Here is a 22,398-nt window from a genome sequence, read left to right on the forward strand (position 1 = left end):
AGTGCGAAGCCCTGCGGGGTTGGCCGCAGGGCTTTTGGTCAGGCGGGCTTGAAGCCGGGTTTGCCGTTGGCCGCGCGCCATTCTTTGACGCGGTCGACGACGCCCTGTGGGCTGTCATCTGCGCCTTCGCCGGGGTAGTAGATCAGGTCAGAGCCAAATGGGTTTTCGATGATTTCTTCGAATTTGCATACCAAATCATCTTGATACTGACCAAACGCCTTTCCCTTGAGGCCAGACCGGTTTTCGAAGAACTCTCCAATGAACCCGAGAAACTCGGCTTCCGTAAAATCTTCAAGTCGACTCTTGTTGATCATTCCTTACTCCTTTTGCTGTGGTGAGCGATATGTTGATGTGGGGTCATGACGACAATGTTATCCAAGCTATAGACCGCGCCACCTCTGGCTACCTCCTCGATATGATGGAGCTCAAATGTACCTCGCTTCCCCACACGTTCTTTTGCGGGAGCATGAGGAGCGCTGCCTTCTTCCACTCTCTTTTGATTACTCAAGGTGAAGTGCTGTTTGAACTCTGGATCGGCCCCTACTTCCATCCAAAACGCCTCCCGCAGCCTATCGAAACTACTGAACCTGCGCCCCCTCAACTTATCCGCAATCCGTGAAGGAATCGGCGCGCCCTCTGGTGTGACTGCGGCCTCAAGAAAGCGATCCGGCGTCATCTGCCCGTAACCGCTGGCCACCCCGGCGATCTGCCGGGGATCGCGGAACATCACATAGATCGGCGACAGCCCCGAGTCGGCGGGGAAGACAATGACGTAATCGTCGATATGTGGGTCCGGCAGGGCAGGGAATGCGTTGATGTCCGGCTCGCGCTTCGAACTGATCGTGCCCGGGTAATGCTTAGTCAGATCCTCGACGATCGGCAGCGCGGGCGTGGTGCTGCCGGTCAGCGGGTCACGGGTGCCCAGGCTGCTCGGTGGCGTGGCCGGATGCCAGAGCAGCGTCGCACCGCCTGGGCCATCGGCGGTGAAGCTGTAACTCTCCAGGGCAGGGTCCCAATTGGCTTGGCGTACGCGGACATCGCGCAGAAGGCTGCTGCCATCGGTGCTAGCCAGGTATACCTCGGTCTGTTCACCCACTGGAACGGCGTTCATCCGTAGCGCCAGCTCAAGCGTCTGCCCGGCCCTGCGGTTGGCTTCAGCGGTCAGATCCGCGCCGGGAGTCATGTAGGCCAGCGGCACACTGACGCCCATGCGCTCTCCATTGCCGAGTCGGGCCGAGTAGAGCATCAGGGACGCATACCGAACGGCGCCGGTCGCGGCGTGCGCCAGCAAGCGTGGTGCGGCTGACTGCAGCGCCTTTCCCAGCAGTTCCCAGAACGCCTCGAAGTACGCGATGGCACCGCTTGAACTCGCCAGAACCACTACGTGGCGAGTGCTGGCGACCCAGGCGTGGAAGGTGACAGGGGTATTGCTCGGCGTCTGTCCGCTGAGCATGGAGAGGTGTGTCTGCTCATCGAATGCGGCGTGGATGGCGTCATGGGCCCTCAGGTGCAGAGGGTTGTCGGCAGCCCGTCCCCATTGCGCATCGATGCCATAGCCTGTGCGCTCGAGCTCGACCCTGTCCCGCAATTGCTGCAGCTCCGGATTGCGCTGGGCGTGTGGCTTGCGGTTCTGCTCGGTGATCACGGTGTCGAGCTGACTGCTGTCGAACTCGAGTGAAAGATTATCCTTTCGAGCGGCCGCAGAATGTTTATGGAGTGCATTCTGGGCGCGGATCAGGTCGGAGGTTTCCCGCTCCAGCTCACGAGCATGCTCGGCTGCGGCCTGGGCTGCGATGTCGTCATGCTGGTGGCGCTGGAATGTGCTCAATGCGCCCTCGAGCGAGGCGCGCGCGAGCTCATGCTCAAGCTTACTGACGGAGAAGCGAGCGAGTTTCGTTTCCAGCCGATGGACCAGTTGAACCACCCGATCGCGTTGCGCTGCCTTGTACCTGGTATCGGTCAGCGCCCATTGCAGGCGAGCCTGGCGGCGACGAAGTTCATTGAGCTGGCGCGCCAGGCGCTTGGCCTCGAAGGCCGCGCGGTAGGCTTTCAGCCAGGCTTGACGAGGCGCGTGGGGGGCGTTCGGCTGCCGGACGACAGCAAGAAAATCTTTGAGTGGGCGATGCTCCGGGTCTGTGCCAAAGAAGCTGTTGGCTTGCTGGCGAGCCTGTTGCAACTGAGTCTGGTAGGTTGCGGTGAGCTGCCTGACGGCAGCGATCTGGCGCTCCAGACGCGCGGATTCGCTGAGGCTTGTCAGTGGGCCGGCGCTGGTCGCGATGGCCTGGTCGAGTCGTTCGTCCTGGGTAGCCTGCAGGCGCGCGTGGTCGGTGTGAACCTGTTGCTTGTCCGATTCGACCTGGCGGACCAGGTCAATTACCAGGTGGCCAGGGCGGAATGTCGATACCAGTTGCAGCGGATGGACCCGTTGATGTCCCCAGAAGATCGGTGGGGTTGAACGGAACTGTTCTTCGTAGCGGTCTCTGACGTTGATAGGGGTAAGCTTGGTGTAGCCTTCGCGTGACATACAGTTCTCCTTGTTCTGTATGTCGCTACCCTAGGGAGTCTCTGGGATGAGGCTGCGGTAGTGGGCTATTGGCCTGGCCCACTGCTCCACGGGCAATAGCAGCCGACCGCCAAGGTGTTGGAGGCCTGCACCCGACGCCCTTCTTCCAGCGCCTTGAGGATCGGCTCGATGAAACTATTGCTCGAGTTGCACACCGCACCTTCGCTGTAGGGGCCGAAGTAGGCGAGGTTGCCGTCGTGGTCCCAGATCGCCACGGCGGGACTTGCGGGCAGGTGCTCGCTGCCGGGCAGGCTGGCCAGGGGCTTCAGCGCTCCCAGGTTGGCCGGCAGTCGGCCGTGGCTGCCAGGTTTTTGCACGACATGGAAGCTGACCCCGAGCGGCGCGAAGCGCTCGAACAGCTCGCCCAGGTGCTGCTGGTTGCCGACGTTGCAGGGGCAGGCCGGGTCCCAGAAGTGCACCACGCGGATCGGGCCCGGACCTGCCAGTTCGGGGGGCAGGCGCAGCTGGCTGCCGTCGAAGAAGGTGGTCTGGTTGTCGAAGGTGCGCAGGTAGCGGGACTGGAAGCTGTCGTAGGCCCACCAGAGGGTGGTGGCGCAGAGCAGCAGTGCAAGTAATGTGATAAATCGCTTCGCCATGGGGGCCTTGGCACGAGGTCGCATTGTTCATCGGAGGAGGGGCCAAGCTTGCCATGGCGCGGCGCAGAGCTGAATATCGCAGATCAATACTTGCTTCACACTGGATGTACCGATGCCCGCCAGCTTCAATCCCGACCAGCTGCGTACCAGCCTGTCGCCCCTTGCTGATCGCCAGCCGTTGTCCGCCCAGGGCCAGGCCTACCAGCGCTTCTACGGCCTGGATCTGCCCGCGCGCAGTTGGCTGGGTGGCTTCCAGGTGGCGGGCTTCGATCTGGTCGGACAGCTCTGGCTGCCGGAGCAACCGGTGGCGACGGTGTTCCTGCTGCACGGCTATTACGACCACATGGGCCTGTACCGGCATGTGATCGCGTGGGCATTGGGCCAGGGCTACGCAGTGATCGGCTGCGACCTGCCCGGTCATGGCCTGTCCAGCGGCGAGCGGGCCAGCATCGATGACTTCGGCATCTACCAGCAGGTGCTCGATGCACTGTTCGAACAGGCCCGCCTGCTGGAACTGCCGCGACCCTGGCATCTATGCGGACAGAGCACCGGCGGGGCAATCGTGGTCGATCACCTGCTGCACCAGGGTGAACGCAGCCCGGCTGACGGCCAGGTGATCCTGCTGGCGCCCCTGGTGCGCCCACGTGCCTGGCACTGGTCGAAACTGAGCTATCGGGTGCTGCGCCACTTCGTCAGCGGCATCGAGCGGCGCTTCAGTGAGAACACCAACGACCCGGCCTTCCTGCCCTTCCTCGAGGCCGACCCGCTGCAGCCACGGCGCCTGCCGACTGCCTGGGTGGGGGCGTTGATGAAGTGGGTCCGGCGTATCGAAGCCGCGCCGCGCAGCACGCGTCAGCCCCTGATCGTGCAGGGCGAGGCGGACGGCACGGTGGACTGGCCCTACAACCTCAAGGTGCTCAAGGCCAAGTTCGCCGAACCGCAGATCCTCATGCTGCCCAAGGCGCGGCATCACCTGGCCAACGAGCTGCCCGGCATTCGCCAGCGCTACTTCGACTTCATCGGCCAGCGCCTGGGCTGATCACTTCAGCTCGGCGGCATTCTGGCCCACGGCCAGGGCGGCGCGTACCGCTGCCACCGCCGCCTTGTAGTAGGCCTGGCCGTCGGCGGATTCGGCGAAGGTGGCGAATTCCTCCAGCTCGGCGTCCGACAGGTCGCGATAGACGTACAGCAGGGTATTGTTGAGGTCTTCGCCGACCTGGTTCATCAAGCGTTGGCGCTGGCCATCGAGCAGGTTCTGCGCCTGGCCGCCACCGAACAGGCCGGGCAGCATCGAGCTCAGGCTGTCGGCCGCCACGCCGGCGATCGCCAGGCTGACCTCGGCGCCGGCTTCGCGGGCCGGCAGGGCCTGGGCCAGGTGGCCGACGATCAGCAGGCGGTTGTCGCTGGCCTGGACCTTGGGCAGGCCCTTGGCATTCTTGGCCAGCTGGTCCTTGCGCGTGGCCAGCAGCTCGGCGGCCACCACCTTGCGCCCCAGCGGTGACTGGAAGAACGCCAGGGCCGGCGAGGGATTCGCCAGGTTGGCGCGCAGCTGCGCCTGGGCCCGGCGGTCCATGGCCTGGGCCTGGAAGCGCTGGTTGCTGTTGTTGACCAGCGCCTGGTAGACGGCAGGCGGCAGGCTGTTGCGGTAGCGCTGCTGGGCAGCGCTCACGGCATCGTTGAAATGGACGCGCTGGTCGGGCCAGCCGGCGGCCTTGTACAACTGTTCGAGGCTGTCCGCCCAGACAGGCATGGTGCAGATCATCAGCAGAAGCAGGGAAAACAGACGGCGCATTCAGGACTCCTGTCGGCAGGCCGCTATTGTCCTAGGCGTGGCGGGGCTTTGTCGAGTCGCCAGCGGCGCTTCCTGACCAAGTGGCGCTGTGCGAGCGATTGGCGAATGGCTATGATGCGCCATGCACACGCCTTTCGAACATCCGCTGCTGTCGACGATCGTCGACGACCTGGCCACCCGTGGCTGGTCGCAGCAACCTCTCTTCCTGCCCGACGCGCTGTCGCGCGCGCTGGCGGCCGAATGCCGTCGCCGTCACGCCGAGGGCGAACTCAACCCGGCCAGCGTCGGTCGCGGCGCCGCGCAGGAGATCCGCGAGGCGATCCGTGGCGACCAGATCCAGTGGCTCGACCCCGGCGAGTCGGAGGTCTGCGACCGCTACCTGGGCGCGATGGACAGCCTGCGCCAGGCCATCAACCAGGGTTTGTTCCTGGGGCTTGAAGACTTCGAGTGCCATTTTGCGCTGTATCCCCCGGGGGCTTTCTACAAGCGCCATCTCGACCGCTTCCGTGACGACGACCGGCGCATGGTATCGGCCGTGTTCTACCTCAATGAAGGTTGGCAACCGGAGGATGGCGGGCAGTTGCGGATGTTCCTGCAGGACGGTGTCGAGCACGACGTACAACCGGTGGCGGGCAGCCTAGTGGTGTTCCTGTCGGGTGAAGTGCCGCACGAAGTGCTCCCGGCCGGGCGTGAACGCCTGTCGTTGACCGGCTGGTTCCGGCGCCGTGGCAATGACCCGTTCTGAGCGGCCGAAAGTACTGGTCAGTGCCTGCCTGCTGGGCCAGCCAGTGCGCTATGACGGGCGTGCCAGTGGTCATCCCGACGTCGTGCAGCGCTGGCAGGCCGAAGGCCGGGTGGTGCCGCTGTGCCCGGAGGTGGCCGGTGGCCTGCCGACGCCGCGACCGCCTGCGGAAATTCCGGGCGGGCAGGGCGTTCAGGTCCTGGATGGGCAGGCGCGGGTAGTGACGGTGTCCGGCGACGATGTCAGCGAGGCGTTTCTGGCCGGGGCCAGACGGGCGCTGGAGTTGGTGCGTCGGCATGGCATCCGTGTGGCGGTGCTTAAGTCCGGCAGTCCGTCGTGTGGCAACCTGCAGACCTATGACGGCAGCTTCAGCGGAGTGAAGGTGGCTGGGGAAGGGGTGACCGCGGCCTTGCTGCGTCGCGAAGGGGTGCTCGTGTTCAGCGAGCTGGAGCTGGAAGACGCGCAGCGAGCGTTGGCCAAGGTCTGATCGCCGGGCAAGCCCGCTCCCACGCAATGGTGACCATGACGGCAGCGTGGGAGCGGGCTTGCCCCGCGATGCGGTGTTACTGTCCGGTGGTCGCCTGCTTGGTGCCCTTGAACCATTTGCTTTCCAGGTCGGCCAGACGGCCATCATCCTCGATCCGCTGCAGGGCATTGTTCACAGCCGTCTCGAAAGCTGGATTGCCCTTCTGGTACGGGATCACCAATTTCTGGCCGGCCAGGGCCCGAATGGCGTCGAGCTTGTCGCTCAGTTCGGCATCTTGCTGGTTGAAGGTCATGTCGAATTTGCCGCTCTCCACCCCAGGCAGCACCTCATCGGCGGGCGTCTCGACGAACTCGGCCCGCACATCCAGCTCCTTGGCCAGGGCCTGCCCCAACTCGATCTCGAAGCCGGTCAGGTGTTCGTTCTCCTTGAACGCATAGGGCGGCGCGTCGCCAAGCACGGCGATGCGCAGTTCGCCACGGTCGTTGATTTCGTCGATCAGTTCGGCCTGGGCCAATGGGCTGAACAGTGCCGCCAGCAGAATGCCAATGGTCAAACGCATGAGTGCCCCTTTCTTGTTCGGCAGATGAAGTGCATTCGCCGTGGCTTTCTCGTCTGCCCCGGTCGAACGCAGCCTAAGACCTCCAGGTCGCGGCAAGGTTTTCTTCGGCCCTGAAATATTTCTGTCCCTGTTTTTGAACCTCTCCCGGTCGCGTTGGACTATGGTGAAGTACCGCCACACTGCCTTTAAGTGATAGCGGTCAATTGAAGTGAATCACAGGAGAAGTGAATGAAAAGCCTATTTTCGCGTGCTGCCGTCGCCGGTCTGCTGATGGGGGCGTCGGTGTTCGCCAGTGCCGCGGATGCCCTGAAGAGCGAGCAGCCACCGGAAGGCGCCAAGGTCTTCATCGTTTCCCCCGCCGACGGGGCCACGGTCGACAAGACCTTCACCGTCAAGTTCGGCATCGAAGGCATGGACCTCAAGCCCGCGGGCGACCAGACCCCGCACTCTGGCCATCACCACCTGCTGGTGGATGTGGACAAGGCGCCCCTGGCCGACCAGCCGCTGCCCACGAGCCTGATGCCCGAGAACAACGCGCCGCTGCCGGCAGGCCCGCAGGTGCTGCACTTCGGCAAGGCGCAGACCGAGACGACCATCACCCTCACGCCGGGCAAGCACACCCTGCAGCTGGTGCTGGGCGACAAGTACCACGTGCCGTTCAAGCCAAGCGTCGAGTCGCAGAAGATCACCGTCAACGTGAAGTGACCCGCCGCGCCATCGCCGGCCGGCCAGCTTGCCGGCGATGAGCGCATTGCAGACGGGCAAGCGTTTCAGAATTGCGAGCCAACCACTTCCTGCGCCACGCCCAGAAAAGCCGCCGGCAATCGCGCCTGACGCCGCTCCTTCAGGCAGTACAGGTACTCGTGCATCACCGGCGCCTCCTCCAGCGCCAGCACCCGTAGCTCCGGGTTATGCGGCACCTCGTGGCGGGCAATGATGCTGATGCCGATGTTGCGCAGCACCGCCTCGCGAATCGACTCGCGGCTGCCGATCTCCAGCAAGGCCCCGGCCTTCACATTGGCTTCTTGCATCATCTGCTCGGTCAGTTTGCGGGTGGTCGAGCCTTGCTCGCGCATCAGCAGGCAATGCCCGGCCACCACGTCGATGGACACCGCCTGACGCTGGGCCAGCGGATGATTGCGGTGTACCGCCAGCACCAGCGGATCGGTGCCCAGCACCCGGCGCACCAGGCGCGCATCTTCCAGCAGTTGCGAGGACGCGGCGATATCCACCCGGTAATCCTCGAGCATCTCCAGCACCAGCTGCGAGTTGCCGATTTCCACCGCCACTTCCACTTGGGGCAGGCGCTCGCGGAAGATCTTCACCAGGTCGAGAATGTAGTAGGGCGCCGTGGCGGCGATGCGCAGGCTGCCCTGGGCCTGGCCACTGTTGCGCAGCTCGAACTCGATGTCGGCCTCCTGCTGCAGCAGTGCCTTGACCATCGGCAGCAGGCGCACGCCTTCCTCGCTCAGCACCAGGCGCCGACCACCGCGGTAGAACAGCTCGACGTTGTACTGGCCTTCGAGATTGCGGATCTGCGTGGTCACCGTCGGCTGGCTGAGCCCGAGCTTCTTTGCCGCCAGGGTGATGCTGCCCAGGCGGGCCACCATGTAGAAGGCTTTGAGCTCGGCGCTCAGCATTGTGGATAACCTCTGTTCTGCGCTGCGGACGCCTATTTGCGCAGCAGGCGCAAGCCGTTGAATACCACCAGCAGGCTCACGCCCATGTCGGCGAACACCGCCATCCACATGGTGGCCATGCCGGCAAAGGTGATTGCCAGGAAGATCGCCTTGATTGCCAGGGCCAGCACGATGTTCTGGGTGAGGATCGCCGCGCTTTGGCGCGACAGCCTGACGAACGCCGGGATTTTGCGCAAGTCGTCGTCCATCAGCGCCACGTCGGCGGTCTCGATGGCCGTGTCGGTGCCGGCGGCGGCCATGGCGAAGCCGATTTCGGCACGGGCCAGGGCCGGTGCGTCGTTGATGCCGTCACCGACCATGCCGACCCGATGGCCCTCGCCGTACAGGCGCTCGATGCTGGCCAGCTTGTCCGCCGGCAGCAGGTTGCCCTCGGCGCGATCAATCCCCACCTGGGCGGCGATGGCCTGGGCAGTGTGGGGATTGTCGCCGGTCAACATGACAGTCTTGATGCCCAGCTCGTGCAGTTCGGCGATGGCTTGGCGGCTGCTGTCCTTGACCGTGTCGGCCACGGCGAACAGCGCCAGCGGGCCGGAGCGGTCGAGCAGCAGCACCACGGTCTTGCCCTGGCGCTCCAGCACATCGAGCTGCGCTTCAAGCTCCGGGGAGCACAGGCCGAGCTCTTCGACCAGGCGATGGTTGCCCAGGTGGTAGGTCTGGCCCCCGATATCACCGCGCACACCGCGACCGGCCAGGGCGGCGAAATCGGTGACTTCGCTCAAGGGCAGGTCCTGTTCCTTGGCGAACAGGGCGATGGCACCGGACACCGGGTGGTCGGAGCGGGCGGCCAGACTGGCGGCCAGGGCTTGGGCCCGGCCTTCGAACAGCGGGTCGAGGACCTTGCTGTCGGTCTGCACCGGCTTGCCGTGGGTGATGGTGCCGGTCTTGTCCAGGGCGAGGAAGTCCAGTTTGCGACCGCCTTCGAGGTACACGCCGCCCTTGATCAGGATGCCCTTGCGCGCCGCCGCGGCCAGGCCACTGACGATGGTCACCGGGGTCGAGATCACCAGCGCGCACGGGCAGGCCACCACCAGCAGCACAAGGGCGCGGTAAATCCAGTCGAACCAGGCGCCGGCCATGAACAGCGGTGGGATCACCGCCACGGCCAGGGCCACGGCGAACACCACCGGGGTGTAGATGCGCGAGAACTGGTCGACGAAGCGCTGGGTCGGCGCGCGGGCGCCCTGGGCCTCCTCGACGGCCTTGATGATCCGCGCCAGGGTCGACTGGCCGGCGGCGGCGGTGACGCGGTACTCCAGGGCACCGGCCTGGTTGATGGTGCCGGCGAACAGCTTGTCGCCCACGGCTTTCTCGACCGGCAGGCTCTCGCCGGTGATCGGCGCCTGGTCGACGCTGGACTGGCCACTGACCACCTCGCCATCCAGGCCGATACGTTCGCCCGGCCGTACCCGCACCAGGGCGCCGATCGGCACCTCGCGCACGTCGAGCTCGCGCCACTGGCCGTCAGCCTGCTGCACGGTGGCCAGGTCTGGCGCCAGTTGCATCAGGCCGCCAATGGCATTGCGCGCGCGATCCAGCGAGCGTGCCTCGATCAGCTCGGCGATGGTGAACAGCACCATGACCATGGCCGCCTCCGGCCATTGGCCGATCAGCACGGCGCCGGTCACGGCGATGCTCATCAGGGCATTGATGTTGAGGTTGCGGTTCTTCAGGGCGATCCAGCCCTTCTTGTAGGTGCCCAGGCCACAGCCGAGGATCGCCGCCAGGGCCAGCACGGCGACCACCCAATCCGGCGCCTTGCCGGAGAAGTGCACGACTTCGGCGGCAATCGCGGCAACACCCGACAAGGCCAGCGGCCACCAGCGGGTCTTGCTCGCCTGGGGCGCATTGGCGCTGCCGTCGTCCTCGGCGGCCAGCGGTTCGGCCTTCATGCCCAGGCTGTCGATGGCCCGCTCGATCTCGGCGGTGCCGGTCAGTGTATGGCGCACGCCAAGCACACGGTTGATCAGGTTGAACTCCAGCTGCTCGATGCCGGCCAGCCTGCCCAGCTTGTCCTGGATCAGGGTCTGTTCGGTGGGGCAGTCCATGGCCTCGATGCGAAAACGACTGAGCTGCGCCTGGGCGCTGGCCTTTTCGGTCAGCTGCACCAAGGCCGGTGCAGCCTTGCTGGCACAGCAGCTGTGGGCGTGGGGCTCATGGTCATGCGCATGGTCATGCTTGTGGTCGGGGCTGACAGGCTGGTTCATGGAATCATCCTTAACTGAGCACTGGCCTCTGCGCAAATCCGCAGAGTGGGTTGTTGCCAAGTGAACACCCTGTAGCCACTATAGGGTCAAGCCCTCTGCTGGAGATTTGCCATGAAGATCGGAGAATTGGCCAAGGCCACCGACTGCGCCGTGGAGACCATCCGCTACTACGAGCGTGAGCAGCTGCTGCCCGAGCCCGCCCGCAGCGACGGCAACTATCGGCTCTACACCCAGGCCCATGTCGAGCGGCTGACTTTCATCCGCAACTGCCGCACCCTGGACATGACCCTCGATGAGATCCGCAGCCTGTTGAACCTGCGCGACAGCCCCGACGGCTCATGCGGCAGCGTCAACGCGCTGATCGACGAACATATCGAGCATGTGCAGGCGAGGATCGACGGGCTGGTGGCGCTGCAGGCGCAGCTGGTGGAGTTGAGGCAGCGGTGCAATGCGCAGGGGGCGGAGTGCGCGATTCTCCAGCAACTGGAGACCAATGGGGCGGTGACGGTGCCGGAAACCGAGCATTCCCATGTAGGCAGAAGCCACGGGCATTGAAAGTACTGGGGGCGCTGCGCCCCCCTTTCGCGACACAAGGCCGCTCCCACAGGTACAGCGCAGTTTCAGGTTCTGCACCGTACCTGTGGGAGCGGCCTTGTGTCGCGATGGGCTGCAAGGCAGCCCCGGCAATCTGAAAAGCTACACCGCCATCGGCGCGGTCATCGGCGCATGGTGCTCGTAGCCTTCCAGCCAGAAGTCGCTTGGCTCGATCTTCTCCAGCCACTCCGGCTCGTACTTGCCGGTCTCGGCGAATGCCGGCACGCGGTCGCTGATCACCAGCTTCGGTGCCGCCAACGGCTCACGCTTCATCTGCTCATTGAGCATGTCCAGGTGGTTCTCGTACACATGGGCATCGCCGATGAAGTAGGTGAACCAGCGCGGGGTGTAGCCGGTCAGGCGGCCGAACAGCGACAGCAGCGCCGCGCCCTCGGTGAGGTTGAACGGCGTGCCCAGGCCCAGGTCGTTGGAGCGGATGTAGAGGGTCAGGGAGATTTCCTTCGTCTCGACATTCGGGTGGAACTGGTACAGCAGGTGGCACGGCGGCAGGGCCATTTCATCCAGCTGGGCGCAGTTCCAGCCGTGGAACAGGATGCGTCGGCTGCCCGGGTCGTTGGCGATGGTGTCCAGGCACTGGCGTACCTGGTCGATGGCCTTGTACAGGATGACGAACGCCTGGCCGTCTTCCTCGTCCTGGGCGATACGGCGGAAACCGGCCTTTTCAGCCATCTCGATGGCTGCCGGGTTGCTCAGCGGGACGCGCTTGTAGCCCGGCCACTGGCGCCATTGCACGCCGTAGATCTCGCCGAGGTCGTCATGGCCCTGGCGGAACGGGTTGGCCAGCCACTGGGCGTTCTCGTTGGCGTTCTGGTCCCAGACCTTGCAGCCCAGTTCGCGGAACTCGCCGGCGTTCTTCACGCCGCGCAAAAAGCCCACCATCTCGCCGATCGCCGACTTGAACGCCAGCTTGCGCGTGGTGATGGCCGGGAAGCCTTTCTGCAGGTCGAACTTGAGCATGGCGCCCGGCAGGCTGATGGTGCGGATGCCGGTGCGGTTTTCCTGCAGCGTGCCGTTTTCGATGACGTCACGGACCAGATCTAGATACTGTTTCATGGCTTACCTGTAGCAAGAACGGCAGGGGGATCGCCCCTGCCGTGAAAATCAGACGGTGGCCTTGGCCGACGGCTTACGGTTGTAGGCCCACCAGATCAGGAAGATGCCGCCGACGATCATCGGCACGCAGAGCAACTGACCCATGGTCAACCAGCCGAAGGCGATGTAGCCCAGCTGGGCGTCGGGTACCCGCACGAACTCCACGATGAAGCGGAAGATGCCGTAGAACAGTGCGAACATGCCGGAAACGGCCATGGTCGGGCGCGGCTTGCGCGAGTACAGCCAAAGGATGACGAATAATGCCACACCTTCGAGGGCGAACTGGTACAGCTGCGACGGGTGACGCGGCAGCTGGGCCGGGTCGCTGAATGGTGGGAACACCATCGCCCACGGCACGTCGGTGACCTTGCCCCACAGCTCGGCGTTGATGAAGTTGCCGATACGCCCGGCGCCCAGGCCGATCGGCACCAGCGGCGCGACGAAGTCCATCAGCTCGAAGAAAGACTTGTTGTTGCGCTTGCCGAACCACAGCGCGGCCAGCATCACGCCGATGAAACCGCCGTGGAACGACATGCCGCCTTTCCACACCTCGAAGATCAAGGTCGGGTTGGCCAGGTACTGGTGCAGGTCGTAGAACAGCACGTAGCCCAGGCGCCCGCCGACGATCACCCCCATCGACAGCCAGAACACCAGGTCGGAGAGTTTCTCGCGGCTCCAGGTCGGGTCGAAGCGGTTCAACCGGCGCGAGGCCAGCAGCCAGGCGCCGCCGATGCCGATCAGGTACATCAGGCCGTACCAGTGGATTTTCAGTGGACCGAGGGCCACGGCCACCGGGTCGATCTGCGGGTAAGGCAGCATTGTCTTTCCTCTAGGTTCAGATAAGGAAGCTCAGTCCGACGCAGAACAGCAGCGCGGCGAACAGACGCTTGAGCACGCGCGGCGACAGCTTGTGCGCCAGACGCGCGCCGTAGCGGGCGAAGAACATGCTGGTGGCAGCGATGCCGACCAGCGCCGGAAGGTAGACGTAGCCCAGGCTGTGGGCCGGCAGGTGTTCCTCGTGCCAGCCCAGCCACATGAAGCCCAGGGCACTGGCCAGGGCGATCGGCAGGCCACAGGCCGACGAAGTCGCCACCGCCTGCTGCATGGGCAGGCTGCGCCAGGTGAGGAACGGCACGGTCAGCGAACCGCCACCGATGCCGAAGATGGCCGAGGCCCAGCCGATCACCCCGCCGGCGGCGGTCAACCCGGGCTTGCCGGGGATGCCGCGGCTGGCCTTGGGCTTGAGGTCCAGGGCCATCTGCGCGGCGATCACCAGGGCGAACACGCCGATGATCTTCTGCAGCATCGGGCCCTGGATGAGCGAGGCGGTCTTGGCCCCGACCAGCGCGCCGAGCAGGATGCCCACGGTCATCCAGGCGAAGATCGGCCACTGCACCGCCCCCTTGCGCTGGTGCTCGCGCACGGCATTGATCGAGGTGAAGACGATGGTCGCCAGCGACGTGCCGACCGCCAGGTGGGTCAGCACCGAAGGGTCGAAGCCCTGCAGGGTGAAGCTGAACACCAACACCGGCACGATGATGATGCCGCCACCAACGCCGAACAGCCCGGCCAGCACGCCGGCGCAGGCGCCCAACAGCAGATAGAGAGCGAATTCCATTCGTGGCCCCAGTGGAAAACAATCCGGCATGGTAACGGAAGCCAAGCCCGGCGCTCTAGTGAACTCTGTGTCAGATGATGGATAGCGGTCGGCGGCGCGGGTAGAGTGGCCAAAAACACAGGGGACAACCTATGTGCCTGATCGTATTCGCCTGGCGGCCGGGGACGACTCGGCCGCTGATCGTCGCGGCCAACCGCGACGAGTTCTATGCCCGGCCGACACAGGCCCTGGCGGCCTGGGAGGATGCGCCGGGGGTGCATGCCGGGCGCGACCTGGAGGCCGGCGGCACCTGGCTTGGCGTGGGGCCGAACGGGCGCTTCGCCGCGCTGACCAACATCCGCGATCCGCGCCAGCCGCTGGGGCCGCGCTCACGGGGCGAGCTGGTGGCGGCGTACCTGCAGGGCGAGCTGGATGTCGAGGCCTACCTGGACCAGGTGGCCAGCCGCAGTGGGCAGTACTCGGGGTTCAACCTGCTGGTGGGCGATGGCGAGCGGCTGGGCTACCTGCATGCCCGTGAGGCCGCGCCGCGTCTGTTGGCGCCTGGGGTCTACGGGCTTTCGAACGCCGGGCTGGATACGCCGTGGCCCAAGCTGGTGAAGGCGCGTAGCGGGCTTGAGAGTTTGCTTGAGGCCGCCGATCCGCAACGGCTGTTGACCCTGCTGGGCGATGCGCAGCCCGCGTCGGATGGTGAGCTGCCGGAGACTGGCGTGGGGTTGACCACCGAAAGGTTGCTGTCGAGTGTGTTCATCGCCAGCCAGAACTATGGGACGCGGGCGAGCACGGTGCTGATCGTCGATGACCAGGGGCGGCGGCGGATGGTCGAGCGCAGTTTCGGGCCATTTGGTGGGCACCTGGGCGAGGTCAGCCTGGAGGTGTGAGTCCGACCTCATCGCGGGGCAAGCCCGCTCCCACGAGGCTCTTGCAGCAACTTTGCGGGAGCGGGCTTGCCCCGCGATGAGGCCGGTACCGACGATCAAAGGGTCTTGTTAGGCCCGATCATTCGCGCCAGGCCAAGGTTCTTCAGCGCCAGTTGCAGCGAGCTGTGGATAACCTGCGGGTTGTCATGGCTCATGGCGTCGGCCAGCAGTTCCTTGGCTTTGCCCAGGTTGATCTGGCGCAGCATCCACTTCACCTTCGGCAGGTTGGTGGCGTTCATCGACAGGCTGTCGAAGCCCATGGCCATCAGCAAAATCGCCGCGGCCGGGTCACCGGCCATCTCGCCGCAGATGCTCACCGGCTTGCCTTCCTCGTGGGCGACGCTGACCACGGTCTGCAGGGCCTGCAGCACCGCCGGGTGCAGGTAGTCGTACAGGTCGGCGACCCGCGGATTGTTGCGGTCGACCGCCAGCAGGTACTGGGTCAGGTCGTTGGAACCGACCGAGAGGAAGTCGACCTGGCGCGCCAGTTCACGGGTCTGGTACACGGCGGCGGGAATCTCCACCATCACCCCCACCGGCGGCATCGGCACGTCGGTGCCTTCGTCGCGCACCTCGCCCCAGGCACGGTGGATCAGGTGCTGGGCTTCTTCCAGCTCGTGGATGCCGGAGATCATCGGCAGCAGGATGCGCAGGTTGTTCAGGCCCTCGCTGGCCTTGAGCATGGCGCGGGTCTGCACCAGGAAGATTTCCGGATGATCGAGGGTGACGCGGATGCCGCGCCAGCCGAGGAACGGGTTTTCTTCCTTGATCGGGAAGTACGACAGCGACTTGTCGCCACCGATGTCGAGGCTGCGCATGGTCACCGGCAGCGGGTGGAACGCCTGCAACTGCTCGCGGTAGATCGCCAGCTGTTCCTTCTCGCTGGGGAAGCGCTGGTTGATCATGAACGGCACTTCGGTGCGATACAGGCCGACGCCCTCGGCGCCGCGCTGCTGGGCGCGGGCCACATCGGCGAGCAGGCCGGTGTTGACCCACAGCGGCATGCGATGGCCGTCCGGGGTGATGCACGGCAGCTCGCGCAGGGCGTCGAGGCCACGGGCCAGTTGGCGCTCCTCCTCGACCACATCGCTGTACTGCTTGCGCAGCACCTCGCCGGGGTTGGTGAACACCTCGCCCTTGTAGCCGTCGATGATCATCTCGATGCCGTCGGCCTTCGAATAGGGCAGGTCGACCACGCCCATGACGGTCGGGATGCCCATGGCACGGGCAAGAATCGCCACATGGGAGTTGCCCGAGCCCAGTACCGAGACCAGGCCCACCAGCTTGCCTTCCGGCACCTCGCCGAGCATGGCCGGGGTCAGCTCTTCGCTGACCAGGATGGTGTTGTCCTGGTAGACCAGCGACTGCGAACGGGCTTCCTGCAGGTAGGCCAGCAGGCGCCGGCCCAGGTCCTTGACGTCCGAGGCGCGCTCGCGCAGGTAGTCATCGTCCATCAGCTCGAAGCGGTTGACGTGCTCGCCGACCACCTGGCGCAGGGCGCCCTGGGCCCACTGGCCGGTCTTGATGACCTCGACCACCTCGCCACCGAGGGCGGCGTCCTCGAGCATCATCAGGTACACGTCGAACAACGCGCGCTCTTCGGGCCGCAGCTGGGTGGCGAGCTTGGCCGACAGCTTGCGCATGTCCTCGCGCACGCCTTCAAGGGCGTTGTTGAACAGCTTGAGTTCGTTGTCGATGTCCTCGACGGTGCGGTCCGGCACCACCTCGAGGTCGGCAGGCGGCAGCATCACCACCGAGCGGCCGACGGCGGCACCTGGAGAGCCCGGCACGCCGACGAAGCGGGCTTCCTGGATACCCTTGCCCTGGCGCCCCAGGCCGCGGATCGAACCGGTCGCCTCGGCATGGGCGATAACCCCGGCGAGCTGGGCGCTCATGGTGACCAGGAAGGCCTCTTCGCCTTCGTCGAACTGGCGGCGCTCCTTCTGCTGGATGACCAGTACCCCCACCACGCGGCGGTGGTGGATGATCGGCGCACCGAGGAAGGAGGCGAATTTCTCTTCGCCGGTCTCGGCGAAGTAGCGATAGCGGGGGTGGTCGGCGGCGTTCTCGAGGTTCAGTGGCTCCTCGCGGGTGCCGACCAGGCCGACCAGGCCTTCATTGGGGGCCATGCTGACCTTGCCGATGGAGCGCTTGTTCAGGCCCTCGGTCGCCATCAGCACGAAGCGGTTGCTGTCCGGGTCGAGCAGGTAGACTGAGCAGACCTGGCTGCCCATCGCCTCCTTGACGCGCAAGACAATGATACCCAACGCCGTCTTGAGATCTTTGGCGGAGTTCACTTCCTGGACGATCTTGCGCAGCGTATTGAGCATGGCTCGGGGTCGGACTCCGTCGTCAGTCGCGCGTCAGCAGGCGCGGGGCTAGCTCTTTCAGGGCGCGGCGGTATACCTCGCGCTTGAATGTCACCACCTGGCCCAGCGGATACCAGTAGCTGACCCAGCGCCAGCCATCGAATTCCGGTTTGCCGGTGAGGTCCATGCGCACCCGTTGCTCATTGCTCACCAGGCGCAGCAGGAACCACTTTTGTTTCTGGCCAATGCACAGTGGCTGGCTGTGGGTGCGCACCAGGCGCTGGGGTAAACGATAACGCAACCAGCCACGGGTGCAGGCAAGAATTTCCACATCCTGGCGCTCCAGGCCCACTTCTTCGTTCAGCTCGCGGTACAGGGCATCTTCCGGCGTCTCGTCAGGGTTGATACCACCCTGGGGAAACTGCCAGGCATCCTGGTTGATCCGCCGAGCCCATAGCACCTGCCCGGCATCATTCGTGAGAATGATCCCGACATTGGGGCGAAAACCATCCGGGTCGATCACGGCAGCAACCTCGCAAACGCATGTCAACGCATTGTTCCACAAAGCCCGAGCGCGCAGCAACGCGCCCGCCAAGCTTATGTGCAGCGAGGTGAAAACTCCGTATTCTGCGGGACTCTCCCGTGGCTGATGCGAGTGACCGCGATGCGCCTGGCTTTATTCGACCTGGACAATACCCTCCTCGGTGGCGACAGCGACCATGCCTGGGGTGACTACCTATGCGAGCGGGGCATTCTCGATCCGATCGCCTATAAGCAACGCAACGACGCTTTCTACCAGGACTACCTCAACGGCTCCCTGGATATGCAGGCCTACCTGGCCTTTTCCATGGAAATCCTCGCGGCCAGCGAGCCCGCGCAGTTGGAGCAGTGGCACCGCGAGTTCATGCGCGACTGCATCGAACCGATCATCCTGCCCAAGGCCCTGGCGTTGCTGCAGCAGCACCGCGAGGCGGGCGACCAACTGGTGATCATTACCGCCACCAACCGCTTTGTCACCGCGCCGATCGCCCACCGCCTGGGCGTGCGCGTACTGCTGGCGACCGAATGCGAAACGCAGGACGGGCGCTATACCGGGCGCAGTACCGATATACCCTGTTTCCGTGAAGGCAAGGTGACGCGGCTTGCGCGCTGGATGCTGGAGAACGGGTTCGACCTGGAAGACAGCTACTTCTACAGCGACTCGCTGAACGACGTGCCGTTGCTGGAGGTGGTGGCGAACCCGGTGGCGGTGGATCCGGATCCGAAGCTGCGGGCCGAGGCCGAGCGGCGGGGGTGGCCGGTGATTTCTCTTCGGCGTTGAGATCGGCGGGGCTGCAAAGCAGCCCACGGAGCCTAGATCGGCTTGGCGCCCATCAGGCCAGCAATGGACAGGAAGCAGACGCCACTGAACAGCGCCAATGCCAAGGTGAACTTCAAACCCACGGTTTCAGCCTTGCGCAGCCGGTTGAGCCGCACTACCAGCCACCACACGGCAAACGCGCCCAGCGTATAGATGATGCTGGACGCCAGCACCCAGGTCTGCCCCAGTGGCCAGCCGACCAGGTGCACCAGCCACCAGCCGGTGAACGGCATGCTCACCAGGCACAATCCCATCAGCAGCCAGATGAACACCAGTGGTCGGCGCAACAGCTTGCCGTAGGCCTCGGCATCGCCCTGGCGGCGGGCGCGGACAGTCCAGATCGCCAGGCCCAGGCCACCCAGCAGCAACAGGGCGGTGGCGAGGATGTGCAGGGTCTTGAGGGTGGTCAGGTGTTCCATTTCGTGATCGTCCTTCTGGCTGGTGGCTTCATCGCGGGGCTAGCCCGCTCCCACGAGGTCCGTTTGGCGTGTTCAGCCCAAGAATAGCTGGTAGGCCGGATTCTCGGTCTCGTCCCAGTACGGATAGCCGATCTTGGCCAGCGCCGCTGGCACCAGGTGGCGCTCCTCCTCCGGCACCTGCAGGCCCGCGACCACCCGGCCATCGGCGGCGCCGTGGTTGCGGTAGTGGAACATCGAGATATTCCAGCGCCCACCCAGCTTGTTGAGGAAGTTGAACAGCGCGCCCGGCCGCTCGGGGAACTCGAAGCGCAGCACCATCTCGTCGCTGGCCCCGGCCGAGTGGCCACCGACCATGTGGCGGATGTGCAGCTTGGCCAGCTCGTTGTCGGTCAGGTCGGTAACCGGGAAGCCTTGTTCGGTCAACTGCTGGACCAACGCCGCGCGCGGGTCGGTTTCGGGGTGGGTCTGCACACCGACGAAGATATGCGCCTCGTCCGAGGTGTGCTTGCGGTAGTTGAACTCGGTGATCTGGCGCTTGCCGATGGCTTCGCAGAAGGCCTTGAAGCTCCCCGGGCGCTCGGGAATGGTCACGGCGATGATCGCCTCGCGCTTCTCGCCAAGTTCGGCGCGCTCGGCCACATGGCGCAGGCGGTCGAAATTGACGTTGGCACCCGAGTCGATGGCCACCAGGGTCTGCCCGGCAACGCCCTTGAGCTCGACGTATTTCTTGATACCGGCCACGCCCAGTGCGCCTGCAGGTTCTGTGATCGAGCGGGTATCGTCGTAGATATCCTTGATCGCCGCGCAGATCTCGTCGGTGCTGACGGTGATCACCTCGTCTACATGGTGACGGCAGATGTCGAAGGTGTGCTGGCCGATCTGCGCCACCGCCACGCCGTCGGCGAACAGGCCGACCTGCGGCAGCACCACGCGCTCGCCTGCGGCCATGGCCGCCTGCAGGCAGTTTGAGTCGTCCGGCTCGACGCCGATCACCTTGATCTCGGGGCGCAAGTACTTCACGTACGCCGCGATGCCGGCGATAAGCCCGCCGCCGCCGACCGGCACGAAGATCGCGTCCAGCTGGCCCGGGTGCTGGCGCAGGATTTCCATGGCCACGGTGCCTTGCCCGGCGATGGTGTGCGGATCGTCGTAGGGGTGGATGTAGACGAAGCCCTTCTCCTCCACCAGCTTCAGCGAGTAGGCCAGTGCCTCGGGGAAGGTGTCGCCGTGCAGCACCACCTTGCCGCCCCGCGAGCGCACGCCTTCGATCTTGATCTCCGGGGTGGTCTTGGGCATGACGATGGTCGCCTTGATCCCCAGCTCCCGCGCCGCCAGGGCCAGGCCTTGGGCGTGGTTGCCGGCGGAAGCGGTGACCACGCCGCGGGCCAGTTCCTCGGCGCTCAGTTGCGCGAGTTTGTTGTAGGCCCCGCGGATCTTGAACGAGAACACCGGCTGCAGGTCCTCGCGCTTGAGCAGCACGGTGTTGCCCAGGCGCTTGCTCAACTGCCCGGCGCTGTGCAGCGGGGTTTCGACGGCAACGTCGTAGACGCGCGAGGTGAGGATCTTCTTGACGTACTGTTCGAGCATCGGAAAGCATCACTGGGCCGCGGGACAAGGGCTGGGAGTCTACCGCAGCGTCACGTCGGGCGACCACAGCAAAGCCGCCGGAGCCGTTATACTAGGCAACTTTGAAATCCGCCCAGCCCCTCCCGGAGCCCGCATGACCCAGGACCAACTCAAACAGGCCGTCGCCCAGGCCGCCGTCGATCTCATCCTGCCGAAACTGGATGAGAAAAGCGTCGTCGGCGTCGGTACCGGTTCGACCGCCAACTTCTTCATCGACGCCCTGGCCCAGCACAAGACCGCCTTCGATGGCGCCGTCGCCAGCTCCGAAGCCACCGCTCAGCGCCTGAAGGGCCATGGCATCCCGGTCTACGAGCTGAACAGCGTCAGCGAGCTGGAGTTCTACGTCGACGGCGCCGACGAGAGCGACGCCCACCTCAACCTGATCAAGGGCGGCGGTGCGGCCCTGACCCGGGAGAAGATCGTCGCGGCGGTGGCCAAGACCTTCATTTGCATCGCCGACGCCAGCAAGCTCGTACCGGTGCTCGGCGCCTTCCCGCTGCCGGTCGAGGTGATTCCGATGGCCCGCAGCCATGTGGCGCGCCAGCTGGTCAAGCTGGGCGGTGACCCGGTCTACCGTGAAGGCGTGGTGACCGACAACGGCAACGTCATTCTGGATGTGCACAACCTGCAGATCACCAACCCGGTGGAGCTGGAAAGCCAGATCAACGCCATTGTCGGCGTGGTCACCAATGGCCTGTTCGCGGCGCGTCCTGCGGATGTGCTGTTGCTGGGGACCGCAGAAGGCGTGAAGACCCTCAAGGCCGAGTAAGCCTCATCGCGGGGCAAGCCCGCTCCCATGGTGGGAGCCGGCTTGCCCCGCGATAGCGTCAGCCCAGGCAATCAATCAGCCGGCTGCTTGAACACATAGAACAGGTTCGGCTCGCTGACCAGGTAAATGGTCCCAGCGTCATCCATCGCAATCCCCTCCGCCTGCGGCACGGTCTGCTTCAAACCCTGAGACCCCTTGCGCAGCGACAGCGTGCTCAGCGGCCTGCCCTCCACATCCAGCTCCAGCACCAACCGCGACTCGTCCGACAGCGCCAGCAGGTGTCCGCTGCGTTCGTCGAACTGCAGGCTCGACAGGTCCCTCACGAACAGCCGCCGGTCACGCTTGCGGTCCTGCACCACATGCACGGCATAGGGCTTGTCGGGGTTGTCATGGGGAAAACCATGCACCTCGTAGATCATCATCGGATCCCGCTCCTTGGCCACGAACAGGCGCTTGCCCGCCGAGTCGTAGGCCAGTCCCTCGAAGCCCTTGTTGCCATTGAGACCGATGCCAAGGGACAGCTGCTCGGCATCGCTGGCGTCGAGGAACAGGGTGTCGTCGTCCAGGCGCACGCGAATCAGCCGCTGCTGGCGCTCGTCGGTGATCACGTAGCTGTTGGGTCCCACATACTCTACCGCCTCGGGGTCACCGAAGCCGGTCAGCGGCACGCGGCGCAGGATACGGCCGTCCAGCGACAGCTCGATCAGCTCCGAGCGGGCATTGGTGACGGTGAACAGGCTCTTGCGGTCGGGATCGTAGGTCAGCGCCGAGATGTCGTCGTCCAGCCCGACGATGGGCTGCGCTTCGATCGCCACCCGGTAGCGATCCAGGCCGATGCTTTGTTCGGCCGGTTGCCACCAGGTCTTGAGGTTGAACCAGCCGCGCTCGAACAGGCGGAACTCATGCCCGGCAGCAGCCAGGACGAGCAGGACAACAAGCACGATGAAGGCGAAGATCAGGCGAAGGTGGCGGCGCATGCGGACGGACTCGGCGAAAGGAGCGCGTAGCTAACCACTATCAACTGAAGCAA

Annotated in this window: 23 protein-coding genes; 8 read left to right on the plus strand and 15 right to left on the minus strand. The window is 65.0% G+C overall.

What is annotated here, in order from left to right:
• Positions 1 to 38: 38 nt before the first annotated feature.
• From K5H97_RS01565 to K5H97_RS01575, 3 genes are all read right to left on the minus strand, one after another.
• A complete protein-coding gene (locus K5H97_RS01565) occupies positions 39 to 314 on the minus strand; it encodes a bacteriocin immunity protein (RefSeq protein WP_028688515.1) in 276 nt (91 codons plus the stop codon).
• Positions 311 to 2,524: an S-type pyocin domain-containing protein gene (locus K5H97_RS01570; protein WP_028688514.1), complete on the minus strand. Its 2,214-nt coding sequence runs from the start codon at positions 2,522 to 2,524 to the stop codon at positions 311 to 313. The genes K5H97_RS01565 and K5H97_RS01570 overlap by 4 nt, the downstream gene beginning before the upstream one ends.
• Before the next feature lie 65 nt (positions 2,525 to 2,589).
• Positions 2,590 to 3,183: a DUF6436 domain-containing protein gene (locus tag K5H97_RS01575; protein WP_051555599.1), complete on the minus strand. Its 594-nt coding sequence runs from the start codon at positions 3,181 to 3,183 to the stop codon at positions 2,590 to 2,592.
• An 88-nt stretch (positions 3,184 to 3,271) separates the two neighbouring features.
• Between K5H97_RS01575 and K5H97_RS01580 the strand changes: the two genes are divergently transcribed.
• Positions 3,272 to 4,198 carry a phospholipase BipL gene (locus K5H97_RS01580; RefSeq protein WP_028688512.1) on the plus strand — a complete coding sequence of 309 codons (927 nt, stop codon included), beginning with the start codon at positions 3,272 to 3,274 and terminating at the stop codon, positions 4,196 to 4,198.
• Here K5H97_RS01580 and K5H97_RS01585 read toward each other — a convergent pair whose 3' ends face one another.
• Entirely contained in the window at positions 4,199 to 4,951 is a 753-nt protein-coding gene (locus tag K5H97_RS01585) for a DUF2059 domain-containing protein (protein ID WP_028688511.1), read from the minus strand. It lies immediately after the preceding gene.
• Between the two features lie 121 nt (positions 4,952 to 5,072).
• Between K5H97_RS01585 and K5H97_RS01590 the strand changes: the two genes are divergently transcribed.
• The gene (locus K5H97_RS01590) at positions 5,073 to 5,696 is read left to right on the plus strand and encodes a 2OG-Fe(II) oxygenase (RefSeq protein ID WP_028688510.1); all 624 of its coding nucleotides are present in this window, start codon (positions 5,073 to 5,075) and stop codon (positions 5,694 to 5,696) included.
• Entirely contained in the window at positions 5,683 to 6,180 is a 498-nt protein-coding gene (locus K5H97_RS01595; RefSeq protein WP_028688509.1) for a DUF523 domain-containing protein, read from the plus strand. The genes K5H97_RS01590 and K5H97_RS01595 overlap by 14 nt, the downstream gene beginning before the upstream one ends.
• A gap of 76 nt (positions 6,181 to 6,256) precedes the next feature.
• Here the strand turns inward: K5H97_RS01595 and K5H97_RS01600 are convergent, their stop codons facing one another.
• Positions 6,257 to 6,739 carry a transporter substrate-binding domain-containing protein gene (locus K5H97_RS01600; RefSeq protein ID WP_028688508.1) on the minus strand — a complete coding sequence of 161 codons (483 nt, stop codon included), beginning with the start codon at positions 6,737 to 6,739 and terminating at the stop codon, positions 6,257 to 6,259.
• 228 nt (positions 6,740 to 6,967) lie between these two features.
• Here K5H97_RS01600 and K5H97_RS01605 point away from each other — a divergent pair, with 228 nt between their 5' ends.
• Positions 6,968 to 7,444: a DUF4399 domain-containing protein gene (locus K5H97_RS01605; protein WP_028688507.1), complete on the plus strand. Its 477-nt coding sequence runs from the start codon at positions 6,968 to 6,970 to the stop codon at positions 7,442 to 7,444.
• A 65-nt stretch (positions 7,445 to 7,509) separates the two neighbouring features.
• Here K5H97_RS01605 and K5H97_RS01610 read toward each other — a convergent pair whose 3' ends face one another.
• Together K5H97_RS01610 and K5H97_RS01615 are read right to left on the minus strand one after the other, a co-directional pair.
• Positions 7,510 to 8,379, minus strand: a complete 870-nt coding sequence (locus K5H97_RS01610) for a LysR family transcriptional regulator (protein WP_028688506.1) — start codon at positions 8,377 to 8,379, stop codon at positions 7,510 to 7,512.
• A 32-nt stretch (positions 8,380 to 8,411) separates the two neighbouring features.
• Entirely contained in the window at positions 8,412 to 10,643 is a 2,232-nt protein-coding gene (locus tag K5H97_RS01615; protein ID WP_028688505.1) for a heavy metal translocating P-type ATPase, read from the minus strand.
• Positions 10,644 to 10,754: 111 nt separating this feature from the next.
• On the opposite strand from K5H97_RS01615, the gene cadR reads away from it, so the two are divergent.
• Positions 10,755 to 11,198, plus strand: coding sequence for a cadmium resistance transcriptional regulator CadR (cadR, locus tag K5H97_RS01620; RefSeq protein WP_028688504.1), 444 nt, complete (start codon positions 10,755 to 10,757; stop codon positions 11,196 to 11,198).
• Between the two features lie 141 nt (positions 11,199 to 11,339).
• Here cadR and K5H97_RS01625 read toward each other — a convergent pair whose 3' ends face one another.
• The 3 genes from K5H97_RS01625 to K5H97_RS01635 are packed head-to-tail and all read right to left on the minus strand — an operon-like array spanning position 11,340 to position 13,968.
• Positions 11,340 to 12,311, minus strand: coding sequence for a thymidylate synthase (locus K5H97_RS01625; protein ID WP_028688503.1), 972 nt, complete (start codon positions 12,309 to 12,311; stop codon positions 11,340 to 11,342).
• Between the two features lie 48 nt (positions 12,312 to 12,359).
• Positions 12,360 to 13,169 carry a prolipoprotein diacylglyceryl transferase gene (gene lgt, locus K5H97_RS01630; protein ID WP_028688502.1) on the minus strand — a complete coding sequence of 270 codons (810 nt, stop codon included), beginning with the start codon at positions 13,167 to 13,169 and terminating at the stop codon, positions 12,360 to 12,362.
• 16 nt (positions 13,170 to 13,185) lie between these two features.
• On the minus strand, positions 13,186 to 13,968 hold the full coding sequence (locus tag K5H97_RS01635; protein WP_028688501.1) for a sulfite exporter TauE/SafE family protein: 783 nt from the start codon (positions 13,966 to 13,968) through the stop codon (positions 13,186 to 13,188).
• Positions 13,969 to 14,099: 131 nt separating this feature from the next.
• Between K5H97_RS01635 and K5H97_RS01640 the strand changes: the two genes are divergently transcribed.
• Positions 14,100 to 14,846, plus strand: a complete 747-nt coding sequence (locus tag K5H97_RS01640; RefSeq protein WP_028688500.1) for an NRDE family protein — start codon at positions 14,100 to 14,102, stop codon at positions 14,844 to 14,846.
• A 95-nt stretch (positions 14,847 to 14,941) separates the two neighbouring features.
• Here the strand turns inward: K5H97_RS01640 and ptsP are convergent, their stop codons facing one another.
• Together ptsP and K5H97_RS01650 are read right to left on the minus strand one after the other, a co-directional pair.
• Positions 14,942 to 17,215, minus strand: coding sequence for a phosphoenolpyruvate--protein phosphotransferase (gene ptsP / locus K5H97_RS01645; protein ID WP_028688499.1), 2,274 nt, complete (start codon positions 17,213 to 17,215; stop codon positions 14,942 to 14,944).
• A 22-nt stretch (positions 17,216 to 17,237) separates the two neighbouring features.
• On the minus strand, positions 17,238 to 17,717 hold the full coding sequence (locus K5H97_RS01650) for an RNA pyrophosphohydrolase (protein WP_028688498.1): 480 nt from the start codon (positions 17,715 to 17,717) through the stop codon (positions 17,238 to 17,240).
• 141 nt (positions 17,718 to 17,858) lie between these two features.
• Here K5H97_RS01650 and K5H97_RS01655 point away from each other — a divergent pair, with 141 nt between their 5' ends.
• Complete coding sequence (locus tag K5H97_RS01655; protein WP_028688497.1) at positions 17,859 to 18,515, plus strand: histidinol-phosphatase; 657 nt, start codon at positions 17,859 to 17,861, stop codon at positions 18,513 to 18,515.
• 32 nt (positions 18,516 to 18,547) lie between these two features.
• Here K5H97_RS01655 and K5H97_RS01660 read toward each other — a convergent pair whose 3' ends face one another.
• Together K5H97_RS01660 and ilvA are read right to left on the minus strand one after the other, a co-directional pair.
• Entirely contained in the window at positions 18,548 to 18,973 is a 426-nt protein-coding gene (locus K5H97_RS01660; protein ID WP_028688496.1) for a DUF2269 family protein, read from the minus strand.
• 72 nt (positions 18,974 to 19,045) lie between these two features.
• A complete protein-coding gene (gene ilvA, locus K5H97_RS01665; protein ID WP_028688495.1) occupies positions 19,046 to 20,560 on the minus strand; it encodes a threonine ammonia-lyase, biosynthetic in 1,515 nt (504 codons plus the stop codon).
• Positions 20,561 to 20,693: 133 nt separating this feature from the next.
• On the opposite strand from ilvA, the gene rpiA reads away from it, so the two are divergent.
• The gene (gene rpiA, locus K5H97_RS01670; protein ID WP_011536226.1) at positions 20,694 to 21,368 is read left to right on the plus strand and encodes a ribose-5-phosphate isomerase RpiA; all 675 of its coding nucleotides are present in this window, start codon (positions 20,694 to 20,696) and stop codon (positions 21,366 to 21,368) included.
• A gap of 71 nt (positions 21,369 to 21,439) precedes the next feature.
• On the opposite strand, the gene K5H97_RS01675 is transcribed toward rpiA, so the two are convergent.
• Positions 21,440 to 22,345: an SdiA-regulated domain-containing protein gene (locus tag K5H97_RS01675; RefSeq protein WP_028688494.1), complete on the minus strand. Its 906-nt coding sequence runs from the start codon at positions 22,343 to 22,345 to the stop codon at positions 21,440 to 21,442.
• Positions 22,346 to 22,398: the final 53 nt, after the last annotated feature.

It is taken from the genome of Pseudomonas mosselii, from assembly GCF_019823065.1.
Classification (GTDB): Bacteria; Pseudomonadota; Gammaproteobacteria; order Pseudomonadales; family Pseudomonadaceae; genus Aquipseudomonas; species Aquipseudomonas mosselii.

Excerpts from the sequence above, each read along its gene's own strand:
- K5H97_RS01585 (WP_028688511.1), bottom strand. The coding sequence starts at position 4,951 with ATGCGCCGTCTGTTTTCCCTGCTTCTGCTGATGATCTGCACCATGCCT.
- lgt (WP_028688502.1), bottom strand. The coding sequence starts at position 13,169 with ATGCTGCCTTACCCGCAGATCGACCCGGTGGCCGTGGCCCTCGGTCCA.
- K5H97_RS01640 (WP_028688500.1), top strand. The coding sequence starts at position 14,100 with ATGTGCCTGATCGTATTCGCCTGGCGGCCGGGGACGACTCGGCCGCTG.
- K5H97_RS01660 (WP_028688496.1), bottom strand. The coding sequence starts at position 18,973 with ATGGAACACCTGACCACCCTCAAGACCCTGCACATCCTCGCCACCGCC.
- K5H97_RS01610 (WP_028688506.1), bottom strand. The coding sequence starts at position 8,379 with ATGCTGAGCGCCGAGCTCAAAGCCTTCTACATGGTGGCCCGCCTGGGC.
- K5H97_RS01625 (WP_028688503.1), bottom strand. The coding sequence starts at position 12,311 with ATGAAACAGTATCTAGATCTGGTCCGTGACGTCATCGAAAACGGCACG.
- K5H97_RS01615 (WP_028688505.1), bottom strand. The coding sequence starts at position 10,643 with ATGAACCAGCCTGTCAGCCCCGACCACAAGCATGACCATGCGCATGAC.
- ilvA (WP_028688495.1), bottom strand. The coding sequence starts at position 20,560 with ATGCTCGAACAGTACGTCAAGAAGATCCTCACCTCGCGCGTCTACGAC.
- K5H97_RS01580 (WP_028688512.1), top strand. The coding sequence starts at position 3,272 with ATGCCCGCCAGCTTCAATCCCGACCAGCTGCGTACCAGCCTGTCGCCC.
- K5H97_RS01570 (WP_028688514.1), bottom strand. The coding sequence starts at position 2,524 with ATGTCACGCGAAGGCTACACCAAGCTTACCCCTATCAACGTCAGAGAC.
- K5H97_RS01590 (WP_028688510.1), top strand. The coding sequence starts at position 5,073 with ATGCACACGCCTTTCGAACATCCGCTGCTGTCGACGATCGTCGACGAC.
- K5H97_RS01605 (WP_028688507.1), top strand. The coding sequence starts at position 6,968 with ATGAAAAGCCTATTTTCGCGTGCTGCCGTCGCCGGTCTGCTGATGGGG.
- cadR (WP_028688504.1), top strand. The coding sequence starts at position 10,755 with ATGAAGATCGGAGAATTGGCCAAGGCCACCGACTGCGCCGTGGAGACC.
- ptsP (WP_028688499.1), bottom strand. The coding sequence starts at position 17,215 with ATGCTCAATACGCTGCGCAAGATCGTCCAGGAAGTGAACTCCGCCAAA.
- K5H97_RS01635 (WP_028688501.1), bottom strand. The coding sequence starts at position 13,968 with ATGGAATTCGCTCTCTATCTGCTGTTGGGCGCCTGCGCCGGCGTGCTG.
- K5H97_RS01565 (WP_028688515.1), bottom strand. The coding sequence starts at position 314 with ATGATCAACAAGAGTCGACTTGAAGATTTTACGGAAGCCGAGTTTCTC.
- rpiA (WP_011536226.1), top strand. The coding sequence starts at position 20,694 with ATGACCCAGGACCAACTCAAACAGGCCGTCGCCCAGGCCGCCGTCGAT.
- K5H97_RS01575 (WP_051555599.1), bottom strand. The coding sequence starts at position 3,183 with ATGCGACCTCGTGCCAAGGCCCCCATGGCGAAGCGATTTATCACATTA.
- K5H97_RS01675 (WP_028688494.1), bottom strand. The coding sequence starts at position 22,345 with ATGCGCCGCCACCTTCGCCTGATCTTCGCCTTCATCGTGCTTGTTGTC.
- K5H97_RS01595 (WP_028688509.1), top strand. The coding sequence starts at position 5,683 with ATGACCCGTTCTGAGCGGCCGAAAGTACTGGTCAGTGCCTGCCTGCTG.
- K5H97_RS01655 (WP_028688497.1), top strand. The coding sequence starts at position 17,859 with ATGCGCCTGGCTTTATTCGACCTGGACAATACCCTCCTCGGTGGCGAC.
- K5H97_RS01600 (WP_028688508.1), bottom strand. The coding sequence starts at position 6,739 with ATGCGTTTGACCATTGGCATTCTGCTGGCGGCACTGTTCAGCCCATTG.